We start from the raw sequence: 21,351 nt of genomic DNA on the forward strand, positions 1-21,351 counted from the left end.
TGGTGTGTGACGTCCGCCTTCTTCTTTTGTTAATACATATACTTCTGATGCGAATTTTGTATGAGGTTTGATTGATCCTGTTTTTGCTAATACTTGACCTCTTACGATATCTTTTCTATCTACTCCACGTAGTAACGCTCCGATATTATCTCCTGCTTCTGCTGCATCTAATAACTTACGGAACATCTCTACTCCTGTTACGATTGTTTTCTTTGTTTCTTCTGTCATTCCTACGATTTCTACTTCTTCGCCTACTTTAACTTGTCCACGTTCTACACGTCCTGTTGCTACTGTTCCACGTCCTGTGATACTAAATACATCCTCTACTGGCATTAAGAATGTTTTATCGCTATCTCTTTCAGGAGTTGGGATGTAGTCGTCTACTGCTTTCATTAATTCTAATATTTTTTCTCCCCATGGGCCTGTTGGATCTTCTAATGCTTTTAAACCAGATCCTCTAATTACAGGAATGTCATCTCCTGGGAAATCATATTCGCTTAATAATTCTCTTACTTCCATTTCTACTAATTCTAATAATTCTTCATCATCTACCATGTCTGCTTTGTTTAACCATACAACTAATGATGGTACACCTACTTGACGTGCAAGTAAGATATGCTCACGCGTTTGTGGCATTGGGCCATCTGCTGCACTTACTACTAAGATTCCACCGTCCATTTGTGCTGCACCTGTAATCATGTTCTTTACATAGTCAGCGTGACCTGGGCAGTCTACGTGTGCATAGTGACGATTTTCTGTCTCATACTCTACATGAGAAGTATTGATTGTAATTCCTCTTTCTCTTTCTTCTGGTGCTTTATCGATTTGGTCGAATTTTTGTGCTGTTGCTCCACCTGCTTGAGCTAATACGTTTGTGATTGCTGCTGTTGTTGTTGTTTTACCATGGTCTACGTGACCTATTGTTCCAATATTAATGTGTGGCTTATTTCTTTCAAACTTTGCTTTTGCCATCGTTTATTCCTCCTTAATTAACTAATTATTTATGTACGACAAACTAGTAATAATCTGCTCTAACAAAGACATTCTACATGATTTAAAATACCCTGTCAAACATGTATTGTCAATATATTCAAGCCGAACTAAAATAAAAAAGGATAGCATATGCTATCCTTTTTACTAATGGTGGCGGCGCAGGGATTTGAACCCCGGACACTACGGGTATGAACCGTATGCTCTAGCCAACTGAGCTACGCCGCCTCGTTCCCTGGAGCCCATAAGCGGGTTTGAACCGCTGACCTCCGCCTTACCAAGGCGACACTCTACCTACTGAGCTATATGGGCATGGTTGCGGGAGAAGGACTTGAACCTTCGGCCTTCGGGTTATGAGCCCGACGAGCTACCAACTGCTCCATCCCGCGATAAGGAATAATGGTGGAGAGGACAGGATTCGAACCTGTGAAGGCGTTGCCAGCAGATTTACAGTCTGCCCCCTTTGGCCGACTCGGGAACCTCTCCATAATATTTAATTGGAGCCGACGATGGGACTCGAACCCGCAACCTGCTGATTACAAGTCAGCTGCTCTTCCAGTTGAGCTACGTCGGCTTAATGACTAACAAAGACTAGTATACACACTATCTTAATTCAAGTCAAGTTTTTTTGAAAAAAATTTACTCACGTTTTTCTAAATATCTCTCAAGCTTTCTTTTTACCCTTTGTAATGCATTATCAATTGATTTTACATGTCTCTTTAATTCTTCGGCTATCTCTTGATATGACTTGCCTTCTAAATAAGACATTAAAACTTGCCATTCTAAAGAACTTAATATTTCACCCATCTTTTCTTCGATATCTCCAAATTCTTCTCTACTTATAATGAGTTCTTCAGGATCAGTGACTTTAGTACCTGATATTACATCTAAAAGCGTCCTATCAGAATCTTCATCATAAATCGGCTTATTTAAAGATACATACGAATTTAAGGGTATATGTTTTTGTCTAGTCGCAGTTTTAATAGCAGTAATAATCTGCCTTGTGATACATAACTCAGCAAAAGCTCTAAAAGAAGAAAGCTTGTCCCCTTTGAAGTCTCTAATAGCTTTATATAAACCTATCATACCTTCTTGAATAATATCTTCTCGATCAGCACCTATTAAAAAATAAGTCCTTGCTTTTGCACGCACAAAATTCTTATACTTATTAATTATGAATTCGAGAGCATATGTATCTCCGTCCTTGGCTAATTCCACAATTTCTTCGTCATTCATTGTTTCATATGAAATTATAGTTTGCCGATTTACTGATGCTGTCATGCTCCCGCCTCCAAATAATTCTTGTTTGTGAATAAAATGCAAATATTGAAAATATTACTAATAATTTTATGGGTCTAGTTCGTCCTTTTAACATATCTATAATTATATATACTATTTTCAGGTAAGTCAAGAACTCCTCTCTTTTATTGACCTCTTCGCCATTTTTCTAAGGTTTTGCGTACATCATCACTTAATTGGTCATCGACACGATTAGAGTTATATATTTTCCTTTTATAATGAATCTTACTTTCTTTTTTACTATTTTCTACTTCTAATAATAATTCTCTCGATGAAATTCGATATGCACCTTTGCCCCAAACTACATTTTGTTCGACTTTATCGGAAGTAGCTACATATACCCTAGCATCTTTAGGAATATCATTCATAAGTTTTTCTATTACTAAATCAGCAATTGTACCTTCTCCAGAATAAATTATCTTTACACCACTTTTTTCTTCGTACTTCTCAACTCCACCTTTAACCAAGTGGGCATCAAATACGATAATTACGTTTATTCCTTTAAATCCAGAGTAATCACTTAGTATTTCTACTAACCGTTCTCTCGCATGTTCTAAGTTTATGTCTTTTAATTTAATTAACTCAGGCCAATAATTTATGACATTGTACCCATCAACTAATAGGTACCCCTCCACCTAAATCACCCACTTTACACAACCTAAGTCTTTAACACATTTAATTAATATCTGTTAGACCTGAGTACGTTGTCTTAATGCCTCATACATAATTACTCCGGCAGCAACGGATGCATTTAAGGAATTTAAACTTCCAAGCATAGGTAAGGAAACTAAAAAGTCACAATGTTCCTTTACTAATCTACTTATTCCTTTTCCTTCACTTCCTATTACGATGGCTAAAGGCATTTTTAAGTCTTGTTCATAAAGGCTAGTCCCACCCATCTCAGCACCTAAAATCCAGACTCCCTTTTGTTTAAGTTTTTCAATTGTTTGAGTTATATTCGAAACCCTTGCTACTGGGACATATTCTACTGCTCCTGCTGCAGATTTCGCAACTCCTTCTGTTAAAGAAACTGTTCTCCTCTTAGGAATTATTACCCCATGCACTCCTACAGCATCACAAGTCCTTAAAATCGCCCCTAAATTGTGCGGATCTTCTAGACCATCTAAAATGACAATTAGTGGATCCTGTTCTTTTTCTTTTGCTATGGTCAATAGTTCTTCCCATTCCACATATTCAGCACTAGCTACACTCGCTAAAACACCTTGATGATTTTCATCTGGAATAACTTTATCAAAATAACTTTTTTCCACTTCTTGTAAAGGTATCCTTTTTTCTTTTGTTAGTGCAATAATCTCTTGCAAGGGACCTTTTTTAATTCCTTTAGCTATGCAAACTTTATTAACAGATTTATCCGTTTTTAATAACTCTATTACAGGATTCCTGCCGAATATATACATATTTTTTCTCCTTTTAGCGATTTAATAAATCATTATATTCTTGTCTAACTTCTTCCATTTTGCCACAAGATGATTTTCCTTCTGGGCACGGAGCTGTTAAGCAAGATGGGCCAACCTTTACAAAAATACTAGGTGCTATTTTTTGTACTTTTTTCAACATTTCTTTAGCTAGTGCTCTTATTTCCCACTGGGCTCTATTACAACACCTCAAAGAAAAGAAATGGATTAATTCTCGTGCATTCATGGTGACAATTATTTTTGTTTCGGCTGCATTTGGCAGGATAAATCTAGCATCTTCATTTGTAGACTCACCGGCTTGTCCTAACTTTTCTTGCCAAAAATTATACCATTCTTGCATAGTTTTCATTTGTTTTTCATATTCCTGTATCATATCTTCTCCCAAAGCTTCAATTTTAGGAGGTACTATATAATTAAAAGTATTTTCTTCATCTTTAAATTCAGTTACATAACGCTGAGATTTGACACTAAAGCTTGCTATTCTATGTCTTGTAAGTTGGGCTAGTAAGCTTCTAGAAACTCCCTCTATACCAAAGGTAAAGGTTGCGTGTTCTATGGGAGATAAATGACCCATATCTAAAAGTTTAGCTATAAAAGCACTTTGTTCCTTTTCTTCTATTCCTTTTTTTAAACCTTGGATATCATGTTTTGAGTAACAAAGTTTTGCTCCCATTGCAATTGTTTCTTCTGGGTTTAGTGTATGACTTAGTAGTTCGACTTTTAAACTTACCTTTCCCATACAGTCCCCTCCTTTATTCCTTAATTATGTCATTTACTTTTTGCAAAATATCTTCTAAACGTTTTTTATCTTTTTTTAAATATAAATAACCTATCAAAGCTTCAATTCCTGTGCTTCTTCGGTAATCAATTACTTCTGCATTTTTTGCATTATGCTTTGATTTTGCATTTCTACCTCTTTTTAAAATGGCTAATTCTATTTCATCTAAATCATTTGTTATTTCTTGAAATAATTTAGATTGTGTTTGCGCTTTTACTCTTTGCACTACCTTTTTATGCAGCTCATTTACTTTTATATTTCCATTACCCAACACCTCTAAACGGGTATAAAGCTCGTATACCGCATCTCCTATATAAGCTAATGTTAGCGGCGCTAATTGAGCTGGATCTCCTTCAAAAAAGTCTTTAAACAAACCAACACTTCCCCTATCTTAGTCTGACGTTACAATTATAGCATATATTTATATCTAAAATTAAAATAAACTCTGCTAAAAGCAGAGTTTATTTTAACTTTTCTTCCATTTGGTTCCTTGTGCAGTATCTTCTAAACTTATGCCGATTTCCTTTAATCCATCTCTTATTTTATCTGCTGTATTAAAGTCTTTATTTGCTCTAGCATCTTTTCTGATACTAATAATAAGTTCCATTAAATCATCAGCTAAACCTTCTTTAGCTTCTTCTTTAGTAAAATTAATCCCTAAAATAGTTAATAATTCATCATAAACCGCTTTAGCTTCCACTAAAACTTCTTTATTTAAATCTTGCTCTTTTAAGTAAGTGTTCACGTCTCTTGATAAATCAAACAAGGTTGCTAAAGCTAGAGATGTGTTAAAGTCATCATTCATGGCTTTAATAAATCTATCCTTAGTATCTTTAAGGGCAATTTTTAAATTATCACCATTATTTACATTTGTGCCTACTGTTATGCCATAACTTAATTGATTGTATGCATTTTCAATTCTTTCTAAACTTTTTTGTGCTACTTGTAATTTTTCATCATCAAAATCTAAAGGACTACGATAATGAGTAGAAAGCAAATAAAATCTAACAACCATTGGTGGGAATTTATCTACTATTTCTCTTAATAAAAAGAAATTACCTAATGATTTAGACATTTTCTCTTGGTTTATGGTGATAAAACCATTATGCAGCCAATATTTTGACATTGGTTTTCCTGAAAAACATTCTGTTTGTGCTATTTCATTTTCATGATGTGGAAATATTAAATCTTGCCCCCCTGCATGAATATCAAATTTTTCTCCTAAATATTTATTACTCATAGCAGAGCATTCAATATGCCAACCAGGCCGACCTTCACCCCATGGAGTTTTCCATGATGGTTCACCTGGTTTTACATTTTTCCATAAGGCAAAATCTAGTGGGTCATGTTTTCTTTCATCAACTTCAATTCTAGCTCCTGAACGAAGATCATCTACACTTCTCCCCGATAACTTTCCATACTCTTCAAACTTACGTACTGCAAAATAAACATCTCCATCTACTTCATAGGCAAATCCTTTTTCAATTAAACCTTGCACAAAATTAATAATTTCATCCATATGTTCACTTACTTTAGGATGTTCAGTTGCTCTTTTTACATTTAGTTTATCAGCATCTTTAAAATATTCTTCTATAAACCTAGCTGCAAGTTTTGTCGGTTCTTCATTATTTTCTTTCGCTTTATTGATTATTTTATCATCAACATCTGTAAAGTTTTGAATATAAGTTACCTCATATCCTGAAAATTCAAAAAAGCGTCTTATTGTATCAAATACAACAATAGGTCTAGCATTACCGAGGTGAATGTAATTATAAGTAGTTGGGCCACATATATACATTCTCACCTTACCTTCTTGTTCAGGAGCAAATTGCTCCTTTTTTCTAGTTAAGGTATTGTAAACAAAAATATTATTATTCATTTTTACTAGCCTCCAATTCATTTATTTTCTTTTCTAAACAAATTATTTCATCCATTAATTGATTTAAAGCATCTTCTACAGGATCTGGAAGTGTATTATGTTGTAAATCTACTCCCTCTATTTTTTCACCATCTTTAACAACAATTCTACCTGGAACACCAACTACTGTGCAATTATCAGGCACCTCTTTTAATACCACTGAACCTGCACCAATTTTAACATTATTACCTATTGTAAACGAACCTAACACTTTAGCTCCTGTACTTATAACAACATTATCCCCTATCGTAGGGTGTCTTTTTCCTTTTTCTTTTCCAGTTCCACCCAAGGTGACCCCTTGATAAATAGTCACATTATCACCGATTTCTGCAGTCTCTCCAATTACAACACCCGCTCCGTGATCTATAAAGAAACCTTCTCCAATTACGGCACCTGGATGAATTTCAATATGGGTAAAGAATCTACCAATTTGGGATATGAATCTTGCTAAAACAAACCATCCATTTTTGTAAAATTTGTGGGATACCCTGTAAAATAGCATGGCATGTAGCCCAGGATAATTAAGAATTACTTCTAACATGCTTTTTGCAGCTGGATCACGTTCAAAAATAACATTTATGTCTTTTTTTATTCTTGCAAATATGGCCAATCACCCCTTTTTTGAGAAATAAAAAAAGCCCCTCATCTCTTCAGAGACGAAAGGCTTCGTGGTCCCACTCTGTTTGAGTAATAAAATTACTCCACTTTCTAAGTATATAACGCTACCAGCCGGGTAAGCCTACTAATTTCAGCCTACCGATTCACGGATGCATTTCATTTCTAATAAATCTTAGGTTTGCTTTCAGCCAGTGACAAACCCTCTCTTGAAGTTTATTAAAAACTACTTTTCCGATCAATATCATTAAACAATATCAAACTTGTAAGATATTGTATCTATAATAGCTATTTATGTCAAGATACTTTAGGCATTTAAAGTGAAATCTAATCTTTCGGCTAATAATTCTTTACCTAAAACAGTTATAAGCATATCTATTTCTGGTCCATGTGTTCTTCCAGTTACAGCAACACGTAAAGGCATAAATAATTTTTTGCCTTTGATTCCCGTTTCCTTAGCAATAGCCTTTAGTGCTTTTTTAATCTCGCTTGCTTCTAATTCTTCCATATCATTAATTTTTGCTTTGAAAGCCTCTATTAACTCTGGAACTTGTTCTTCTTTTAAGATATCTTTAACTTCATCACTTTCAAACGTAACTTCTTTACCTACAAAGAGCTCCATATATTCAGGTATTTCGTTTAAAGAATGTATTTTTTCTTGCACGCAAGCAACAATATTTTTTACCCAAGTATAATTTGCTTCATCTACATTTTCTTCTAAATATCCTGACCTTTGTAAGAATGGAATTGTTAATTTTGTAAGTTTATCTAGATCCGTTTTTCTTATATATGTACCATTGATCCAGTCTAATTTATCCATATCAAAAACAGCAGGGCGCTTTGATACATGATCTAAAGAAAATCGCTCTATAATTTCCTCTACTGTAAATATTTCTTCTTCTCCACCTGGAGACCAACCCAATAAAGCTAAAAAGTTTACAACTGCTTCTGGCAAATATCCTTTTTCCATATATTGAACTACTGAGGTTGCTCCATGTCTTTTACTCATTTTAGTTCTATCACTACCTAATATTAAGGAAACATGAGCAAACTTTGGTGTTTCAAAACCTAAAGCATTGTATACTAAAATTTGTCTTGGAGTATTAGATAAATGCTCTTCTGCTCTAACTATGTGAGATATTTTCATAGTATAATCATCTACTACTACAGCAAAATTATATGTAGGAATTCCATCAGATTTTACAATAACATAATCTCCGATTCCATTTGTTTCAAAATTAACTGTTCCTCTAACCATATCATCGATGGTGACCATCTGATTTTCAGGAACCTTAAACCTTACTACTGGTTTTCTACCTTCTTTGATAAACTGATTTCTTTTTTCTTCGGTTAAATTTCTACACGTACCATTATACCGAGGTAATTCTCCTTTTGCACTAAACTCTTTTCTTTGTTCTTCTATTTCTTCTTCAGAACAATAGCAATAATACGCGTGCCCTTTTTCAATTAATGAATCTATGTATTTTTGGTAAATTTCCAGACGTTCTGTTTGTCTGTATGGACCATATTCTCCTGGCATATCAGGCCCTTCATCCCAATCAATACCTAACCATTTTAATGATTCATAAATATTTACTTCTGATTCCCTGCTAGATCTTTCTCTATCAGTATCTTCTATTCTTAAAATTAATTTACCACCTAATTTACGAGCTAATAAAAAATTAAATAAGGCCGAGCGTGCCCCACCTATATGCAATGGTCCTGTTGGACTTGGAGCAAAACGCAATCTAACATCTTCCATATCTATGTAAACCTCCTAAAATCATGTATGTCTAAACTACTAAAATTATTATAACAAATGCTATTCAAACAAGAAAATTATTTTTTACTGTACACACTGCATAGCTAGAAATACCTTGACCAATTCCGACAAAACCTAGTCCTTCTGTAGTTGTTGCTTTAATATTAATCTTATCTAGCTGAACATTTAATTTTCTACAAATATTTTCTCTAATCTCTGAGATATAAGGAGCAAGTTTTGGCTTTTGTGCAGCTATTGTAGCATCAATATTATTTATTTGATAGTTATTTTCTTTTAGTAAAGAGGCTACTTTATCTAATAACTCTAAACTAGAGATATCTTTATAAGTATTATCTGTATCAGGAAAGTGTTTTCCTATATCTCCAAGTCCAGCAGCACCTAGCAATGCATCCATTATGGCATGAACTAAAACATCTGCATCAGAATGACCTAATAATCCAAACTCATAAGGAATATCTACTCCACCTAGAATTAACCTTCTGCCTTCTACTAATTTATGAACGTCATAACCAAAGCCTATTCGCATGCCTTTCTTCTCCTTAATATATTTATTGCTATATCTAAGTCTTCTTGGGTTGTAATTTTAATATTTTCATAACTTCCTAAAACAATATTTACACTTTGACCTATTTTTTCTACTAAAGATGCATCATCTGTACCCAGGTAATTTTCTCGGTCAGCTCGCTCATGAGCTTTTGTAATAATTTCTTTAGTAAAAACTTGCGGAGTCTGAACTGCCCAAAGTTCTTCTCTTTTTAATGTTTCTACTACTAATTTGCTACTATTAACTCTTTTAATAGTATCCTTAACAGGAACAGCTACTATACTAGCCCTCGTTATTTTTGCATTTTCTATGACTTCAGAAATTATTCTTGGCGTAACAAGTGGTCGTGCACCATCATGCACGACCACTAAACAATTTTCTTTATCAACTACCCTTAAAGCATTAAAAACGGATTCTTGTCTTTCCTTACCACCTATAACAATTCTGTTAACCTTTGAAAAATTATAGCGTTCTACAATTTCCTTTTGACAAAAATCTAATTCTTCTTGCCTGGTAACTACAATTATTTCATCTATCAAAGGATGATTTTGAAATACATCTAATGTATGAGCTAAAATAGGTTTATCAAATAAGTGCATATACTGTTTATTAGTGTCGCTATTCATTCTTTTCCCCTGTCCAGCCGCTAATAATATGACCACATTATCAAACAATTCCGCCCACCTCATCTGATCTTCTTAATTCTTCCTTGAGTTTGGCAAAAATCATTCTACCTGCAGCTGTTTGCAGTACACTGGTTACTACTACATACACATTTTCGCCAATAACCTTTTTTCCATTTTCAATTACTATCATAGTACCATCATCTAAATATGCAACACCTTGACCATACTCTTTACCATCTTTGATAACACGAAGAAACATTTCTTCGCCGGGTAAAACAACTGGTTTTACGGCATTTGCTAATTCATTTATATTTAAGACAGTTACCCCTTGTAACTCAGCAACCTTATTAAGGTTATAATCATTGGTTACAACAAATCCTTCTAAGACTTGGGCTAACTTTACTAATTTACTATCTACTTCTTGAATATCATCAAAGTCTTGGTTAGATATTTGGACAGGAATTTCTAATTCCTTACGGATTTTATTTAAAATATCTAAACCTCTACGACCTCTATTTCTTTTCAAAGCATCTGATGAATCTGCTATATGCCTTAATTCTTCAAGAATAAAATTCGGAATAACTAATGGACCTTCAATAAAGCCACTTTTACAAATATCTGCGATTCTACCATCTATGATAACGCTAGTATCTAAAACCTTTGGTTTTGGCTTTAAATAAGCTTTAGCAACCTTGTCTTTTGATCCAAATTTCAATATGGAGAAAACTCCTAATAAATCTTCTTTCTTTTTTGAACCTACACTCATACCTATATATCCTAAAAGCAAACTAACTATAATTGGCAGGTATGATCCTATATAAGGTAATTTCGAAAAAGAATTTCCCATTAAACTAGCAACTATAAGTCCGAATATTAAACCAATGGCTCCACCTAATAAATCTTGTATAGGCATTTTTTGCAAATTACTTTCAATCCATTTAGTCATTTGCAATACTTTTTTTACTATTTTGGGAGCCACTGCGTATCCAATGAGCCCTAAAATAATTGTTGGTACTATAATCAAGGCAATTCTTGCTTCTCTAAAGACTATAAAGAAACTATTAAAAATAAAGTTTCCTAGATATAATCCTCCAGACGCACAGGCTAGTGCTATTACTATGCGTACTACCTTCTCGACCACCAGTGCACCTCCTTTTTATTTATTTTCTCTAATATTATACGCTAGTATAGAAATACCTACAAGCACTAATGTTTTTTTTTGGGAATACTTCTAAAATGCACTAATTATTTCAGAGGTTAGTAAGATATGTTATTTGAAAAAGCTATCCAGCATGGCAACAATATAGTCTTCTTCTTCATTTTTAGCTAAAACTAATTCACTTATTAAAATTTGTCTAGCACTTTCTAACATGTTTCTTTCTCCAGTTGAAAGCCCCTTTTCTTTATCTCTTACGCTTAAGTTCCTCACAACTTCAGCTACTTCATAAATATCACCGCTTTTAATTTTTTCCATGTTAGCACGAAATCTTTTATTCCAATTTCCAGACATCTCCGTCTCTGGTTCTTGTAGTATAGCAATGATTTTATTAGCACCATTTGTGTCAATTACTTCCCTTAAGCCCGATAACTTAGTATTTTCCATAGGGATCATTACCTTCATGTCACCATAGGCTAATTTTAAGATATAGTACTTTTTCCTATCACCTAAAACTTCTTTTTCCTCAATAGCTTCTATTATCCCTGCTCCATGCATCGGATAAACTATCTTTTCACCTAACTTAAACATTTAATCATCCACCCCCAGAAATTACTATTTAATTGTAACAAATAAATATCGTTTTGTCAAAAATTTATTATTATATCACTATATTAAAAGCTCGTCAATATTTTTCATTTTTATTACTTTCATTGACAGAAATAATATTAGAGACCTATAATAAAACCTAGAAGAAAACAAAGGAAGTGATATATTTGAGGGAAAATATTTGTGAAGACTTTCAAGAAACAGTAAGAGAGTACCTTATAAGGCATCAAAGCATTCTAGACATAATATCTAAATCTCAAGAAACTAATGCTTATATTTCGAGGGCGTTAACTAAGGCTATCACTCAATGCGGTTGTATAGAGTTAAACTCCAAGAAAATAAACCTTCCTGAAAGTTCTACTATCTCTGATATAAAAGATGCCTATAATAGTCAATTGAAGGGAAATTTATGTAGTACTTGCTCTGAAATTATTGAACAAGAATTAGGAAAAAACCTTTTTTATATTGTGGCCCTTTGTAATGCTTTAGAATTAGATTTAGAGGATATTTTGCTAAAAGAAAATAAAAAAGTTAAAGCTTTAGGTAGATTTAACTGTACTTAATATAAAAAAAGGTCGCAAACCTTGCGACCTTTTTTATATATGCCTTTCTAAAAAAACATGTTCTTTTAATCTTCTTAATCCTTCTTTTATCTTAAATGCCCTTACTTCTCCGATTCCTTCAACATCATCAAGTTGTTCAATAGTTGCACTTAAAATCTCTTGAAAATCCGAAAAAGAGTTAATAAGGTTTATAATTACTTGACTAGGCAGTCTCGGAATTTTGTTTAACAGTCTATAACCCCTAGGTGAAACTGAAAAATCTATATTATTATTACTCATATTATAGCCTAATTCTTTAACATAATTTGCTAAATCCAGTAAATCTTCTGAATCCCAATTTTTAAAACTTCTAGTAATATCCTCTGCAGTCTTATCACCATCATGGTTCATGTAATCATTGATCACATGAATACCTTCTTCTTCAACATTACTAACTAATTCTTCTACTTGCATATTGATTAATCTACCCTCAGTACCTAATTCACTGGTATACTTTTCTATTTCTTTTACGATTCTCATAACCATTTCTGTTCTTTGTAATACTTTAACTACATCAAATATTGTGACTAAATCATCAAATTCTAAAGAATTTAGCATATTCAAAGTTTTATTTAAAACAGTTCTGTATTTATCTAAAGTTTGAATAGCTTGATTAGCCTTACTAAGAATTACGCTAATATCTTGTAGTGCATACCTAATATTTCCTTTATATAGAGAAATTACGTTTCTTCTTTGTGAAATAGAAATAACTAGCTCACCAGTTTGTCTTGCGACCATTTCAGCTGTCCGATGTCTTATTCCTGTTTCTGAGGAAGGTATGGAGAAATCAGGTACTAATTGTGCATTTGCGTATAATATTTTCATATTTTCTCTTTCTAATATAATAGCTCCATCCATTTTAGCTAATTCATATAAATTAGCAGCAGAAAACGGGCAATTAATTTTAAAACCACCTTCAACAATTTTCATTACTTCTGGTGAGTTTCCTAAAACTATTAGCCCTCCTGTTCCTGCTCTTAAGACATTATCTAGGCCTCGTCTTAAATCAGTTCCTGGTGCTACTATTTTCAAAGCTTCTATAAGATTTTTTTCATATATTTTATCCTTCTCCAAAAAGATCCCTCCAGTTACATTTGCATACTTCTATAAATCTTCTCAATAAACAATTTATTTAAACACTTGTCCAATTACTTCTTTTAAGTTTTTTTTATCAATAACTTCAATACCCTGGGTATTGAAGTTTCCTTTAACTGCATCTTTTGCAATATAAACTTTAGAAAAACCCATTCGATCAAGTTCTCTTATTCTACTTTCTAAAGATGGAACCTTTTTTAGTTCTCCGGTTAACCCTACATCGGCTATGAAAGCTGTATCACTTGCAATTCCTTTATTATAAACCGAAGAAGTGATACTCATTATAATAGCTAAATTGACCGATTGCTCTGTAATTTTTAACCCTCCAGTAGTTTTGACAACTACATTTTTATCAAATAGTTTAATTCCAGCTCTTTGCTCCAATAGAGATATTAAAGTATTTAATTGATCTCTTCTTAAACATTCTCCAATCCGAGATGGATAAGCCGTAAACGTGGTTGAAACTAAGCTTTCAACTTCAACAATAATAGGTCTTGTGCCTTCCTTAGTCACGGTTAAAGCACTTCCTGATACTAATTCTTTATGATCTCTTCTGGTAATAAAATATTCAGAAGGATTATCAATAGAATTAAGACCTTTATCTGTCATGGAGAAAAACCCCATTTCACCGGTACTACCAAATCTATTTTTTGAAGTTATTAAGGATTTTAACTCTTCTCCACTTTCCCCTGTAATAATTAGCACTGTATCTACTAAATGTTCTAATGCTCTTAGTCCAGCCATTTCGTCATTTTTAGTCATCTGTGCCACCATAATAACTGCTCTTGGTCTATTTGTATCCTTGGCAATTTTAAGAAGCTCACTAGCGCATTCCATCGTTTGTATAGGGGATCCTGGACGAGATGTGTATTCTTCTAAGGTGAATGTTTGAATACTATCTACAATAATTAAATCAGGATCTATATTTTCTACTGTTGCTAGCACATTGTCCATACTGGTATCTGAAAAGACCCAAATATTTTCATTTACCTTATCTAAAATTCTATCTGCTCTATTTTTAATTTGGCTTTCACTTTCTTCGCCAGAAGTATATAAAACTTTATATCCTTTTTGTGCCATATCATCAGCAACTTGTAGTAATAAGGTTGATTTTCCAGCTCCAGGTGCAGCTGTAATAATCGTTATTGAGTCTTTTACTATACCCCCACCCATAACCCTATTAAATTCATTTAAATTTGTTACAATCCGATCACTATTACTTGACGTAATCTCGTTTAATCTTTTGACATTAATATTTAATTTGCCTCTCTGTTTAGTAGCTGTGCTTTTTTTGGGTTCGATTTCCTTTTCGTTAAATCTATTCCATTCCTTACATGATGGACAACATCCTAACCACCTTATGCTTTCATATCCACACGTCTCACAAATATATATTACTTTATTTTTTTTCATATAACACCTCATAATACAACTTTGTTATTATTTGTCCTATAACAATTATTTATAATAGTATTCTCTATTATATCATAACTTAGCTCAATTAAAAAAAGCAGGCACTTACTAGCACCTGCTTATAGAATTTCCTATTAACTTAGCTTGATTTTTCCTTCGATACCATCTACATGAATTGTATCTCCTGCTTTATAGGTTCCCTTTAACATCTCTTCTGATAAATTATCTTCGATTAGCTTTTGAATTGCCCTTCGTAAAGGACGTGCTCCATAATCTTTATCAAATCCTTCTTTAACGATTAACTCCTTTGCTTTATCAGTTACATTAATACTTAGCTCGTTTTCTGTTAATCTTTCTCTTAACTCGTTCAACATTAAACTAACAATTTCTTTAATGTGTTCTTCTGTAAGTGCATGAAAAACTAGAGTTTCATCTATTCTATTTAAAAATTCTGGTCTAAATGTTTTCTTTAAACTTTCCATGACTTTATTTTTCATCAGCTTATAACTATCTTTATCTGATTCTTTTGAAGTAAATCCTAACGGCTTACTTTGTTTTAAATCACTTGCACCCACATTGGAGGTCATGATTAATACGGCATTTCTAAAGTCTACCGTTCTACCTTTACTATCTGTTAATCTACCATCTTCTAACACTTGTAGTAAAATATTAAATACTTCCGGGTGAGCTTTTTCAATTTCATCTAATAGAATAACTGAATATGGCTTTCTTCTTACTGCTTCAGTTAATTGACCACCTTCTTCATAACCTACATATCCTGGAGGTGCTCCAACTAAACGTGAAACAGCATGTTTTTCCATATACTCACTCATGTCAATTCTTACTAAAGCCTTTTCATCCCCAAATAGTGTCTCGGCTACTGCGCGAGCAAGCTCAGTCTTACCTACACCGGTAGGTCCTAAGAAAATAAAAGAACCGATTGGTCTTTTTGGGTTTTTTAATCCAGAACGAGCTCTTCTCATTGCACGAGATACTGCTTGAACTGCTTCTTCTTGACCTATTACGCGCTCATGTAAAATTTTCTCCATATTTATAAGTTTTTCACTTTCTTCTTGTTGTAACTTTTTAACTGGGATCTTGGTCCAACTAGAAATTATACCCGCTATATCTTCTCCAGTTAAAATCTGACTCTTAGTTCTTTTTTGAGTATTCCATTTATCCCTTGTTTCTTCCAACTCTTTTTTCTTCTTTAATTCTTCATCTCTATAAGTTGCAGCTTTTTCATAGTCTTGGCTAATTACAGCTTCTTCTTTTTCTTTAGCAATTTTTTCTACATCATCTTCTAACTTTTTCAATTCTGGTGGAGTTATATGAGCCTTTAACCTTACTTTAGAAGAAGCTTCATCTAAAACATCTATTGCTTTATCAGGAAGAAATCTATCAGTTATATATCTATTGGACATTTCTACGGCTGCTTTTACGGCTTCTTCACTTATTTTTATACTATGATGGGCTTCATACTTATCTCTTAAACCCATTAAAATTTGTTCTGTTTCCTCTAATGTAGGTTCATTAACTTGAACAGGTTGGAATCTTCTTTCTAAAGCAGAATCTTTTTCTACATATTTTCTATACTCATTTATTGTTGTTGCTCCAATAAGTTGCATTTCACCTCTAGCTAAAAAAGGTTTTAAAATATTTGCAGCATCAATGGATCCCTCTGCGGAACCAGCACCTATCAAGGTGTGAATTTCATCGATAAATAAAATTGTGTTGCCGTCTCTTATAACTTCTTTAATGACCTTTTTGAGTCTTTCTTCAAATTCACCTCTATATTTAGCTCCAGCTACTAAGCCAGGTAAATCTAACGTTAATACCTTTTTATTAGTTAAGATTTCTGGTACAGTTCCATTCACAATTGACTGTGCTAAACCTTCTACTATTGCAGTTTTACCTACACCAGGTTCGCCAACTAATACAGGGTTGTTTTTAGTTCTTCTACTTAAAATTTGAATAACTCTATCAACTTCATCTTGTCTTCCAATAACAGGATCCAGTTTGTTGTTTTGTGCCATTTTAGTTAAATCACGACTAAAATCATTTAAAGTAGATGATTGCATTGGCTTAAATTCCTCATTTTCAGGCATACTAATATCACTTGTAGGATTTAAAAAACCATAATAGTGGTTTGGATATCCTCCTAGGAAAGCAGCAACTTGATTGCTCATTTTTTCCTCAGTTAACCCTAATTCTTTAAATACTTGTGCAGCACTACCATCCTTTTCATTTATTAATCCAAGCAAAATATGCTCAGTACCAATATATTTAACATTCCATTTACGTGATTCATTGTCAGCTAACTCCAAGACCTTTTTAGCTCGTGGTGTGAATTCAATTTCTCCTTCAGGCTTTTCAGTACCTGCGACAATTGTTTTTGAAATCATTTCTTTTATTTTCTCTAAGCTAACACCTAAACTGATTAGAGACTTAGCACCTACTCCCTGTCCCTCTTTTAATAGTCCTAATAAAATATGTTCTGTACCTATTGCTGGATGATTATACTTAATTGCTTCTTCTTTAGCTATCAATAATACTTTTTGAGCCTTTTCCGTCATTTTTTCTAACATATACATCCCTCCACTATTATCTTTGTAATATTTCCTTAAATATTTCTGCTCTTTTTATATCTCTTTCCTGGGCTGTCATTTCTTTTCCACTTATAATTTGTAAATATGCTGGTTGACAAAGTAAAAATAATTCATTAATTGGTTTAATCTCTAAGTTTTCCACCATACCTAGAGTCTTTCCTAATCTTAAATCCGAAATTAGGCTAAATGCTTCTTCAGATGAAATTATTTTTGCGTTAGTTAAAATTCCATAAGCTCTTTTTGCTTTATCTTCAATTAGTAGCCCTGATTTATTAAGTAAATACTCTCTGGCCTTTTGTTCTTGATCTACTAATCTTTTTACAATTAAATTTACATTGGCTACAATTTCTTCTTCACTTTGACCTAAGCTAATTTGATTAGAGATTTGAAATAAATTACCTAAAGCTTCTGTGCCTTCTCCAAATATTCCTCTTACAGCGACTCCAACTTGCGATAATTGACGTAAAATTAGATTTGTTTGCCTTGTTAAAACTAATGCTGGTAAATGCATCATTACTGAAACTCTCAAACCTGTGCCTAAGTTAGTGGGGCACGTTGTAAGATAACCGTACTTTTCATTAAAAGCAAAATTCAATTTTTCTTCTAATAGATCATCAAGTTCAGTACACTTTTGCCATAAATCTTTTAAAACTAGGCCAGATCCAAAACATTGTATTCTTAGATGGTCTTCTTCATTAACCATTATACTAACTGATCCTTCTTTATTAACTAAAATTCCTTTATTTTGAGGATTATGCCCATGTCCTGGGCTAATTAAGTGCTTTTCCACTAATACTTTTCTTTCTAAATCATTGAAGATTTCTAAATTGAAAAATTCTAAACTTTCTATGTTACTAGTGGCATCCTTTATAGTTTTTAATACACCTTTTGAATTTTCTTTGTTACTTGTATTAAATAAAAACTCTTCTAGATTTCGAGCTAATCTAATTCTTGAGCTTAATACAATCTCAGGGAAATTTCCACTTCCTTCAGTCCAAAAACTATGAGTATCTTCGATTAGATTCTTAATCAACAAGGACACCTCCTATTCTTCCTTACTTATTTTACTTTCTAATTCTTTGATGCTATCTCTAAGTTTAGCGGCCTCTTCAAATTCTTCTTTACTCACCGCATACTGTAACTTTTCACGCATTAGTTTTATTTCATTTTTAATTCTAAGTCCTCCACCTATGCGTTTGGGAATTTTACCTGTATGTTTTGTTGTTCCATGTAGTCTTTTTAATAGTGGCTCTAATTGCATTCCAAAATAATTAAAACATTCATTACATCCTAAGCGCCCATCTTTAGCAAATTTATGATGATCCATCCCACATTTTTCACATTTTAATCCATTAGATGATATACTGCCTATTTGTGGAATAAACTCATTTTCAAATAAAGATCCTAATAAGTTAGAAAAGCTTAGTTGTGGTTTGAAAACTACGCCAAATTGCTCTTGATACTTTTTTGCACAATCTTCGCAAATATATTTTTCCATTTTCTTACCATTAATGGTTTTAGTTAAATATATGTTTGCTACCTTTTCATTACAATCTTCACAATACATTTTTCTACCTCCTTCAGAACTTATCATAAATCGATGCGTAGTGCAGAAGATATTGCAATATGCAACATATGAGCTCTTAATTTATCCATATCTTTTAGATTTTCGCTTACTAAAGTATCATTAAAAACATTTATTAAAATTATAGCTTCACGCTTTGTTAGTATTTCTTCTCTTACTAACAGCTCCATAATGCCTTCTAATTGCTTTTTATTTATGGAATCACCTATTGTTTCTTCAAGTAAATTTTGTAGGTTCTCCTTTGTATTTATTCTTAACCTAACTATCCGAATATAACCTCCTCCACCCCGACGAGTCTCTACTAAATAGCCCTGCACAGGAGTGAACCTCGTACCTAAAACATAGTTTATTTGAGAAGGGACACATTCGAAGTTTTGAGCAAGCTCATTTCTTTGTATTTCAATAACACCATTACGTGCTTGCTCTAGTAAATTCTTTAAATAATTTTCTATTATCTCTGACATACTAGCCAAGCTCATCACCTCTGACCTTCCTTGACCTTATTATAACAAAAATACCCACCCTTTATACAAAGGTCAAATAAGGTCAAAAAGATTTATTTTTGCCTTAAAGATTAACCTTGCTCTTAATATCTCCTGTTTTCATAGTTTCTCTCATTTTTCATGTTTATATATTTCTTACAAGTATCTGCTAGTAAAGAGTTTAGCATTCAAAGATATAGTGATGAAAATTTGTTAATGTAAAAAACTCCCCTTATAATAAACAGTTATATTTATAAACTGTTTATTATAAGGGGAGTATATTCTTGCCTATGTCTTACTAAATTGTTAATTACAAAACGGATAAATATCTTTCCCCACTGTCGGGGAGAATTGTCACTATTCTCTTACCTTTATTACTTGGATCATTTGCCAAAATTAGAGCTGCTTTTACTGCTGCGCCCGAAGATATTCCAGCTAAAATTCCCTCTTCTTTAGCTAGGATTCGTGCAATTTCAAAGGAATCTTCTGTTTTAACTTTTATAATATGATCAATTACATCTTTATTTAACACTCTAGGTACAAAATTTGCACCAATACCTTGAATACCATGCACCCCTGACCTTCCTTCTGATAATAAGGGAGACTCTTCTGGTTCTACTCCATAAACTTTAATATTTTTGTTTTTTGCTTTTAATACCCTTCCTATACCAGATAAAGTACCACCTGTTCCTATACAAGCTATGAAAATATCTATTTGACCTTCAGTATCTTCTAATATCTCTTTAGCTGTAGTTTGCTCGTGAATACCTGGGTTCGCCTCATTTTCAAATTGCTGAAATATGTATGAATTTTTATTCTTATTTTTAATTTCTACTGCTTTTTCTATAGCTCCTTGCATACCTTTTGCTTTTTCAGTTAAAACTATTTCTGCCCCAAATGAGCTTAATAATTTTCTTCTTTCTATGCTCATATTTTCAGGCATAGTTAAAATTAACTTATATCCTTTTCTAGCTGCTACCATGGCTAGCCCTACTCCTGTATTACCACTGGTAGGTTCAATAAGTAATGTATCCTTATTAATTAAGCCTGAATTTTCAGCTGTTTTTATCATATTATAACCAACACGATCTTTTACACTTCCACCTGGATTAAAATATTCTAACTTAACTAAAATTTCTGCTCCTAAACCTTGGGAGATTTTATTTAATCTAACTATTGGTGTTTTACCAATTAAATCAAGTATATTATCGTATATCATAACTACTCTCTCCTATCTATATAATAATCCGTTATTTAACATTTTATTTTAGAAAACCATTATTTTCAAGCACAAAAAAAACACCCTTAAGGTGTTATTTAACATATAAATGGCTCCTCGAGCTGGGCTCGAACCAGCAACCCCCTGGTTAACAGCCAGGTGCTCTACCATTGAGCTATCGAGGAACAATAGGAAAAATCCCGGCGACGACCTACTCTCCCAGGACCTCTGGTCCAAGTACCATCAGCGCTGGAGGACTTAACTACCGTGTTCGAAATGGTAACGGGTGTGACCCCTCCGCTATTATCACCGAGAAAATATGTAATTGTTGAGTAGCATTTGCTCTCTCAAAACTACACAGTGAAGATTTTCGTCTTTATTTAGGTCAAGCCCTCGACCTATTAGTACTAGTCCGCTAAATACCTCACGGCACTTACACTTCTAGCCTATCTACCAGATATTCTCTCTGGAGTCTTACCAGCTTACGCTGTGGGAAATCTCATCTTGAGGTAGGCTTCGCGCTTAGATGCTTTCAGCGCTTATCACTTCCAAACGTGCTACCCAGCTATGCCTCTGGCGAGACAACTGGTAC

Annotated in this window: 21 protein-coding genes, 6 tRNA genes, 2 rRNA genes and 1 other annotated feature; of the genes, 1 reads left to right on the forward strand and 28 read right to left on the reverse strand. The window is 33.2% G+C overall.

The window, feature by feature from the left end; genetic code table 11:
• From tuf to B8965_RS02935, 18 genes are all read right to left on the reverse strand, one after another.
• Positions 1-972: elongation factor Tu (tuf, locus tag B8965_RS02850; protein ID WP_084052363.1), on the reverse strand; the 972-nt coding region annotated here is incomplete at its 3' end.
• A gap of 169 nt (positions 973-1,141) precedes the next feature.
• Positions 1,142-1,218 (reverse strand) — tRNA-Met (locus tag B8965_RS02855).
• A gap of 8 nt (positions 1,219-1,226) precedes the next feature.
• Positions 1,227-1,302 (reverse strand) — tRNA-Thr (locus B8965_RS02860).
• Position 1,303: 1 nt separating this feature from the next.
• Positions 1,304-1,379, reverse strand: a tRNA-Met gene (locus B8965_RS02865).
• An 11-nt stretch (positions 1,380-1,390) separates the two neighbouring features.
• Positions 1,391-1,476, reverse strand: a tRNA-Tyr gene (locus B8965_RS02870).
• A gap of 12 nt (positions 1,477-1,488) precedes the next feature.
• A tRNA-Thr gene (locus B8965_RS02875) sits at positions 1,489-1,564 on the reverse strand.
• Positions 1,565-1,629: 65 nt separating this feature from the next.
• Positions 1,630-2,271 carry an RNA polymerase sporulation sigma factor SigH gene (gene sigH, locus B8965_RS02880; RefSeq protein ID WP_084052364.1) on the reverse strand — a complete coding sequence of 214 codons (642 nt, stop codon included), beginning with the start codon at positions 2,269-2,271 and terminating at the stop codon, positions 1,630-1,632.
• 143 nt (positions 2,272-2,414) lie between these two features.
• Positions 2,415-2,924 carry an NYN domain-containing protein gene (locus tag B8965_RS02885; protein WP_084052365.1) on the reverse strand — a complete coding sequence of 170 codons (510 nt, stop codon included), beginning with the start codon at positions 2,922-2,924 and terminating at the stop codon, positions 2,415-2,417.
• 54 nt (positions 2,925-2,978) lie between these two features.
• Positions 2,979-3,707 (reverse strand): 23S rRNA (guanosine(2251)-2'-O)-methyltransferase RlmB, encoded by a 729-nt coding sequence (rlmB, locus tag B8965_RS02890; RefSeq protein ID WP_084052366.1) that lies wholly within the window; start codon positions 3,705-3,707, stop codon positions 2,979-2,981.
• A 13-nt stretch (positions 3,708-3,720) separates the two neighbouring features.
• The gene (gene thyX, locus B8965_RS02895; RefSeq protein WP_084052367.1) at positions 3,721-4,464 is read right to left on the reverse strand and encodes an FAD-dependent thymidylate synthase; all 744 of its coding nucleotides are present in this window, start codon (positions 4,462-4,464) and stop codon (positions 3,721-3,723) included.
• A 13-nt stretch (positions 4,465-4,477) separates the two neighbouring features.
• Entirely contained in the window at positions 4,478-4,876 is a 399-nt protein-coding gene (locus B8965_RS02900) for a Mini-ribonuclease 3 (protein WP_084052368.1), read from the reverse strand.
• A 93-nt stretch (positions 4,877-4,969) separates the two neighbouring features.
• Positions 4,970-6,382 carry a cysteine--tRNA ligase gene (gene cysS / locus B8965_RS02905; protein ID WP_242941915.1) on the reverse strand — a complete coding sequence of 471 codons (1,413 nt, stop codon included), beginning with the start codon at positions 6,380-6,382 and terminating at the stop codon, positions 4,970-4,972.
• Positions 6,375-7,025 (reverse strand): serine O-acetyltransferase, encoded by a 651-nt coding sequence (gene cysE / locus B8965_RS02910; protein WP_084052381.1) that lies wholly within the window; start codon positions 7,023-7,025, stop codon positions 6,375-6,377. The genes cysS and cysE overlap by 8 nt, the downstream gene beginning before the upstream one ends.
• A gap of 45 nt (positions 7,026-7,070) precedes the next feature.
• Positions 7,071-7,287, reverse strand: a binding site (T-box leader).
• A 56-nt stretch (positions 7,288-7,343) separates the two neighbouring features.
• Complete coding sequence (gltX, locus tag B8965_RS02915; RefSeq protein WP_084052369.1) at positions 7,344-8,798, reverse strand: glutamate--tRNA ligase; 1,455 nt, start codon at positions 8,796-8,798, stop codon at positions 7,344-7,346.
• 64 nt (positions 8,799-8,862) lie between these two features.
• Positions 8,863-9,345 carry a 2-C-methyl-D-erythritol 2,4-cyclodiphosphate synthase gene (gene ispF / locus B8965_RS02920; RefSeq protein ID WP_084052370.1) on the reverse strand — a complete coding sequence of 161 codons (483 nt, stop codon included), beginning with the start codon at positions 9,343-9,345 and terminating at the stop codon, positions 8,863-8,865.
• Positions 9,336-10,037, reverse strand: a complete 702-nt coding sequence (gene ispD, locus B8965_RS02925) for a 2-C-methyl-D-erythritol 4-phosphate cytidylyltransferase (protein ID WP_341451574.1) — start codon at positions 10,035-10,037, stop codon at positions 9,336-9,338. Before ispD ends, ispF begins: the two co-directional genes overlap by 10 nt.
• On the reverse strand, positions 10,030-11,130 hold the full coding sequence (locus B8965_RS02930) for a PIN/TRAM domain-containing protein (RefSeq protein WP_084052372.1): 1,101 nt from the start codon (positions 11,128-11,130) through the stop codon (positions 10,030-10,032). Before B8965_RS02930 ends, ispD begins: the two co-directional genes overlap by 8 nt.
• Before the next feature lie 129 nt (positions 11,131-11,259).
• Entirely contained in the window at positions 11,260-11,736 is a 477-nt protein-coding gene (locus tag B8965_RS02935; RefSeq protein ID WP_084052373.1) for a CarD family transcriptional regulator, read from the reverse strand.
• A gap of 185 nt (positions 11,737-11,921) precedes the next feature.
• On the opposite strand from B8965_RS02935, the gene B8965_RS02940 reads away from it, so the two are divergent.
• Positions 11,922-12,317, forward strand: coding sequence for a DUF1573 domain-containing protein (locus B8965_RS02940; RefSeq protein ID WP_200805866.1), 396 nt, complete (start codon positions 11,922-11,924; stop codon positions 12,315-12,317).
• Positions 12,318-12,350: 33 nt separating this feature from the next.
• Here B8965_RS02940 and disA read toward each other — a convergent pair whose 3' ends face one another.
• The 10 genes from disA to B8965_RS02990 all read right to left on the reverse strand — a co-directional run.
• The gene (disA, locus tag B8965_RS02945) at positions 12,351-13,430 is read right to left on the reverse strand and encodes a DNA integrity scanning diadenylate cyclase DisA (RefSeq protein WP_084052374.1); all 1,080 of its coding nucleotides are present in this window, start codon (positions 13,428-13,430) and stop codon (positions 12,351-12,353) included.
• A gap of 54 nt (positions 13,431-13,484) precedes the next feature.
• On the reverse strand, positions 13,485-14,864 hold the full coding sequence (radA, locus tag B8965_RS02950) for a DNA repair protein RadA (RefSeq protein WP_143334205.1): 1,380 nt from the start codon (positions 14,862-14,864) through the stop codon (positions 13,485-13,487).
• Positions 14,865-14,998: 134 nt separating this feature from the next.
• The gene (locus tag B8965_RS02955) at positions 14,999-17,452 is read right to left on the reverse strand and encodes an ATP-dependent Clp protease ATP-binding subunit (protein WP_084052376.1); all 2,454 of its coding nucleotides are present in this window, start codon (positions 17,450-17,452) and stop codon (positions 14,999-15,001) included.
• Positions 17,453-17,468: 16 nt separating this feature from the next.
• The gene (locus tag B8965_RS02960) at positions 17,469-18,506 is read right to left on the reverse strand and encodes a protein arginine kinase (RefSeq protein WP_242941916.1); all 1,038 of its coding nucleotides are present in this window, start codon (positions 18,504-18,506) and stop codon (positions 17,469-17,471) included.
• Positions 18,507-18,518: 12 nt separating this feature from the next.
• Positions 18,519-19,040, reverse strand: a complete 522-nt coding sequence (locus B8965_RS02965; RefSeq protein WP_159446254.1) for a UvrB/UvrC motif-containing protein — start codon at positions 19,038-19,040, stop codon at positions 18,519-18,521.
• 23 nt (positions 19,041-19,063) lie between these two features.
• Positions 19,064-19,537, reverse strand: coding sequence for a CtsR family transcriptional regulator (locus B8965_RS02970; RefSeq protein ID WP_242941917.1), 474 nt, complete (start codon positions 19,535-19,537; stop codon positions 19,064-19,066).
• A gap of 313 nt (positions 19,538-19,850) precedes the next feature.
• Positions 19,851-20,759 (reverse strand): cysteine synthase A, encoded by a 909-nt coding sequence (cysK, locus tag B8965_RS02975; RefSeq protein WP_084052379.1) that lies wholly within the window; start codon positions 20,757-20,759, stop codon positions 19,851-19,853.
• 110 nt (positions 20,760-20,869) lie between these two features.
• Positions 20,870-20,944: transfer RNA gene (locus B8965_RS02980), tRNA-Asn, on the reverse strand.
• Positions 20,945-20,957: 13 nt separating this feature from the next.
• Positions 20,958-21,073, reverse strand: a 5S ribosomal RNA gene (rrf, locus tag B8965_RS02985).
• Positions 21,074-21,140: 67 nt separating this feature from the next.
• Positions 21,141-21,351: ribosomal RNA gene (locus B8965_RS02990) — 23S ribosomal RNA — on the reverse strand; the annotation flags it as partial.

This window comes from Desulfonispora thiosulfatigenes DSM 11270 (assembly GCF_900176035.1).
Lineage (GTDB): Bacteria > Bacillota > Peptococcia > Peptococcales > Desulfonisporaceae > Desulfonispora > Desulfonispora thiosulfatigenes.

Excerpts from the sequence above, each read along its gene's own strand:
- B8965_RS02935 (WP_084052373.1), bottom strand. The coding sequence starts at position 11,736 with ATGTTTAAGTTAGGTGAAAAGATAGTTTATCCGATGCATGGAGCAGGG.
- gltX (WP_084052369.1), bottom strand. The coding sequence starts at position 8,798 with ATGGAAGATGTTAGATTGCGTTTTGCTCCAAGTCCAACAGGACCATTG.
- cysK (WP_084052379.1), bottom strand. The coding sequence starts at position 20,759 with ATGATATACGATAATATACTTGATTTAATTGGTAAAACACCAATAGTT.
- B8965_RS02970 (WP_242941917.1), bottom strand. The coding sequence starts at position 19,537 with ATGAGCTTGGCTAGTATGTCAGAGATAATAGAAAATTATTTAAAGAAT.
- radA (WP_143334205.1), bottom strand. The coding sequence starts at position 14,864 with ATGAAAAAAAATAAAGTAATATATATTTGTGAGACGTGTGGATATGAA.
- sigH (WP_084052364.1), bottom strand. The coding sequence starts at position 2,271 with ATGACAGCATCAGTAAATCGGCAAACTATAATTTCATATGAAACAATG.
- cysS (WP_242941915.1), bottom strand. The coding sequence starts at position 6,382 with ATGAATAATAATATTTTTGTTTACAATACCTTAACTAGAAAAAAGGAG.
- rlmB (WP_084052366.1), bottom strand. The coding sequence starts at position 3,707 with ATGTATATATTCGGCAGGAATCCTGTAATAGAGTTATTAAAAACGGAT.
- thyX (WP_084052367.1), bottom strand. The coding sequence starts at position 4,464 with ATGGGAAAGGTAAGTTTAAAAGTCGAACTACTAAGTCATACACTAAAC.
- B8965_RS02955 (WP_084052376.1), bottom strand. The coding sequence starts at position 17,452 with ATGTTAGAAAAAATGACGGAAAAGGCTCAAAAAGTATTATTGATAGCT.
- ispF (WP_084052370.1), bottom strand. The coding sequence starts at position 9,345 with ATGCGAATAGGCTTTGGTTATGACGTTCATAAATTAGTAGAAGGCAGA.
- B8965_RS02965 (WP_159446254.1), bottom strand. The coding sequence starts at position 19,040 with ATGTATTGTGAAGATTGTAATGAAAAGGTAGCAAACATATATTTAACT.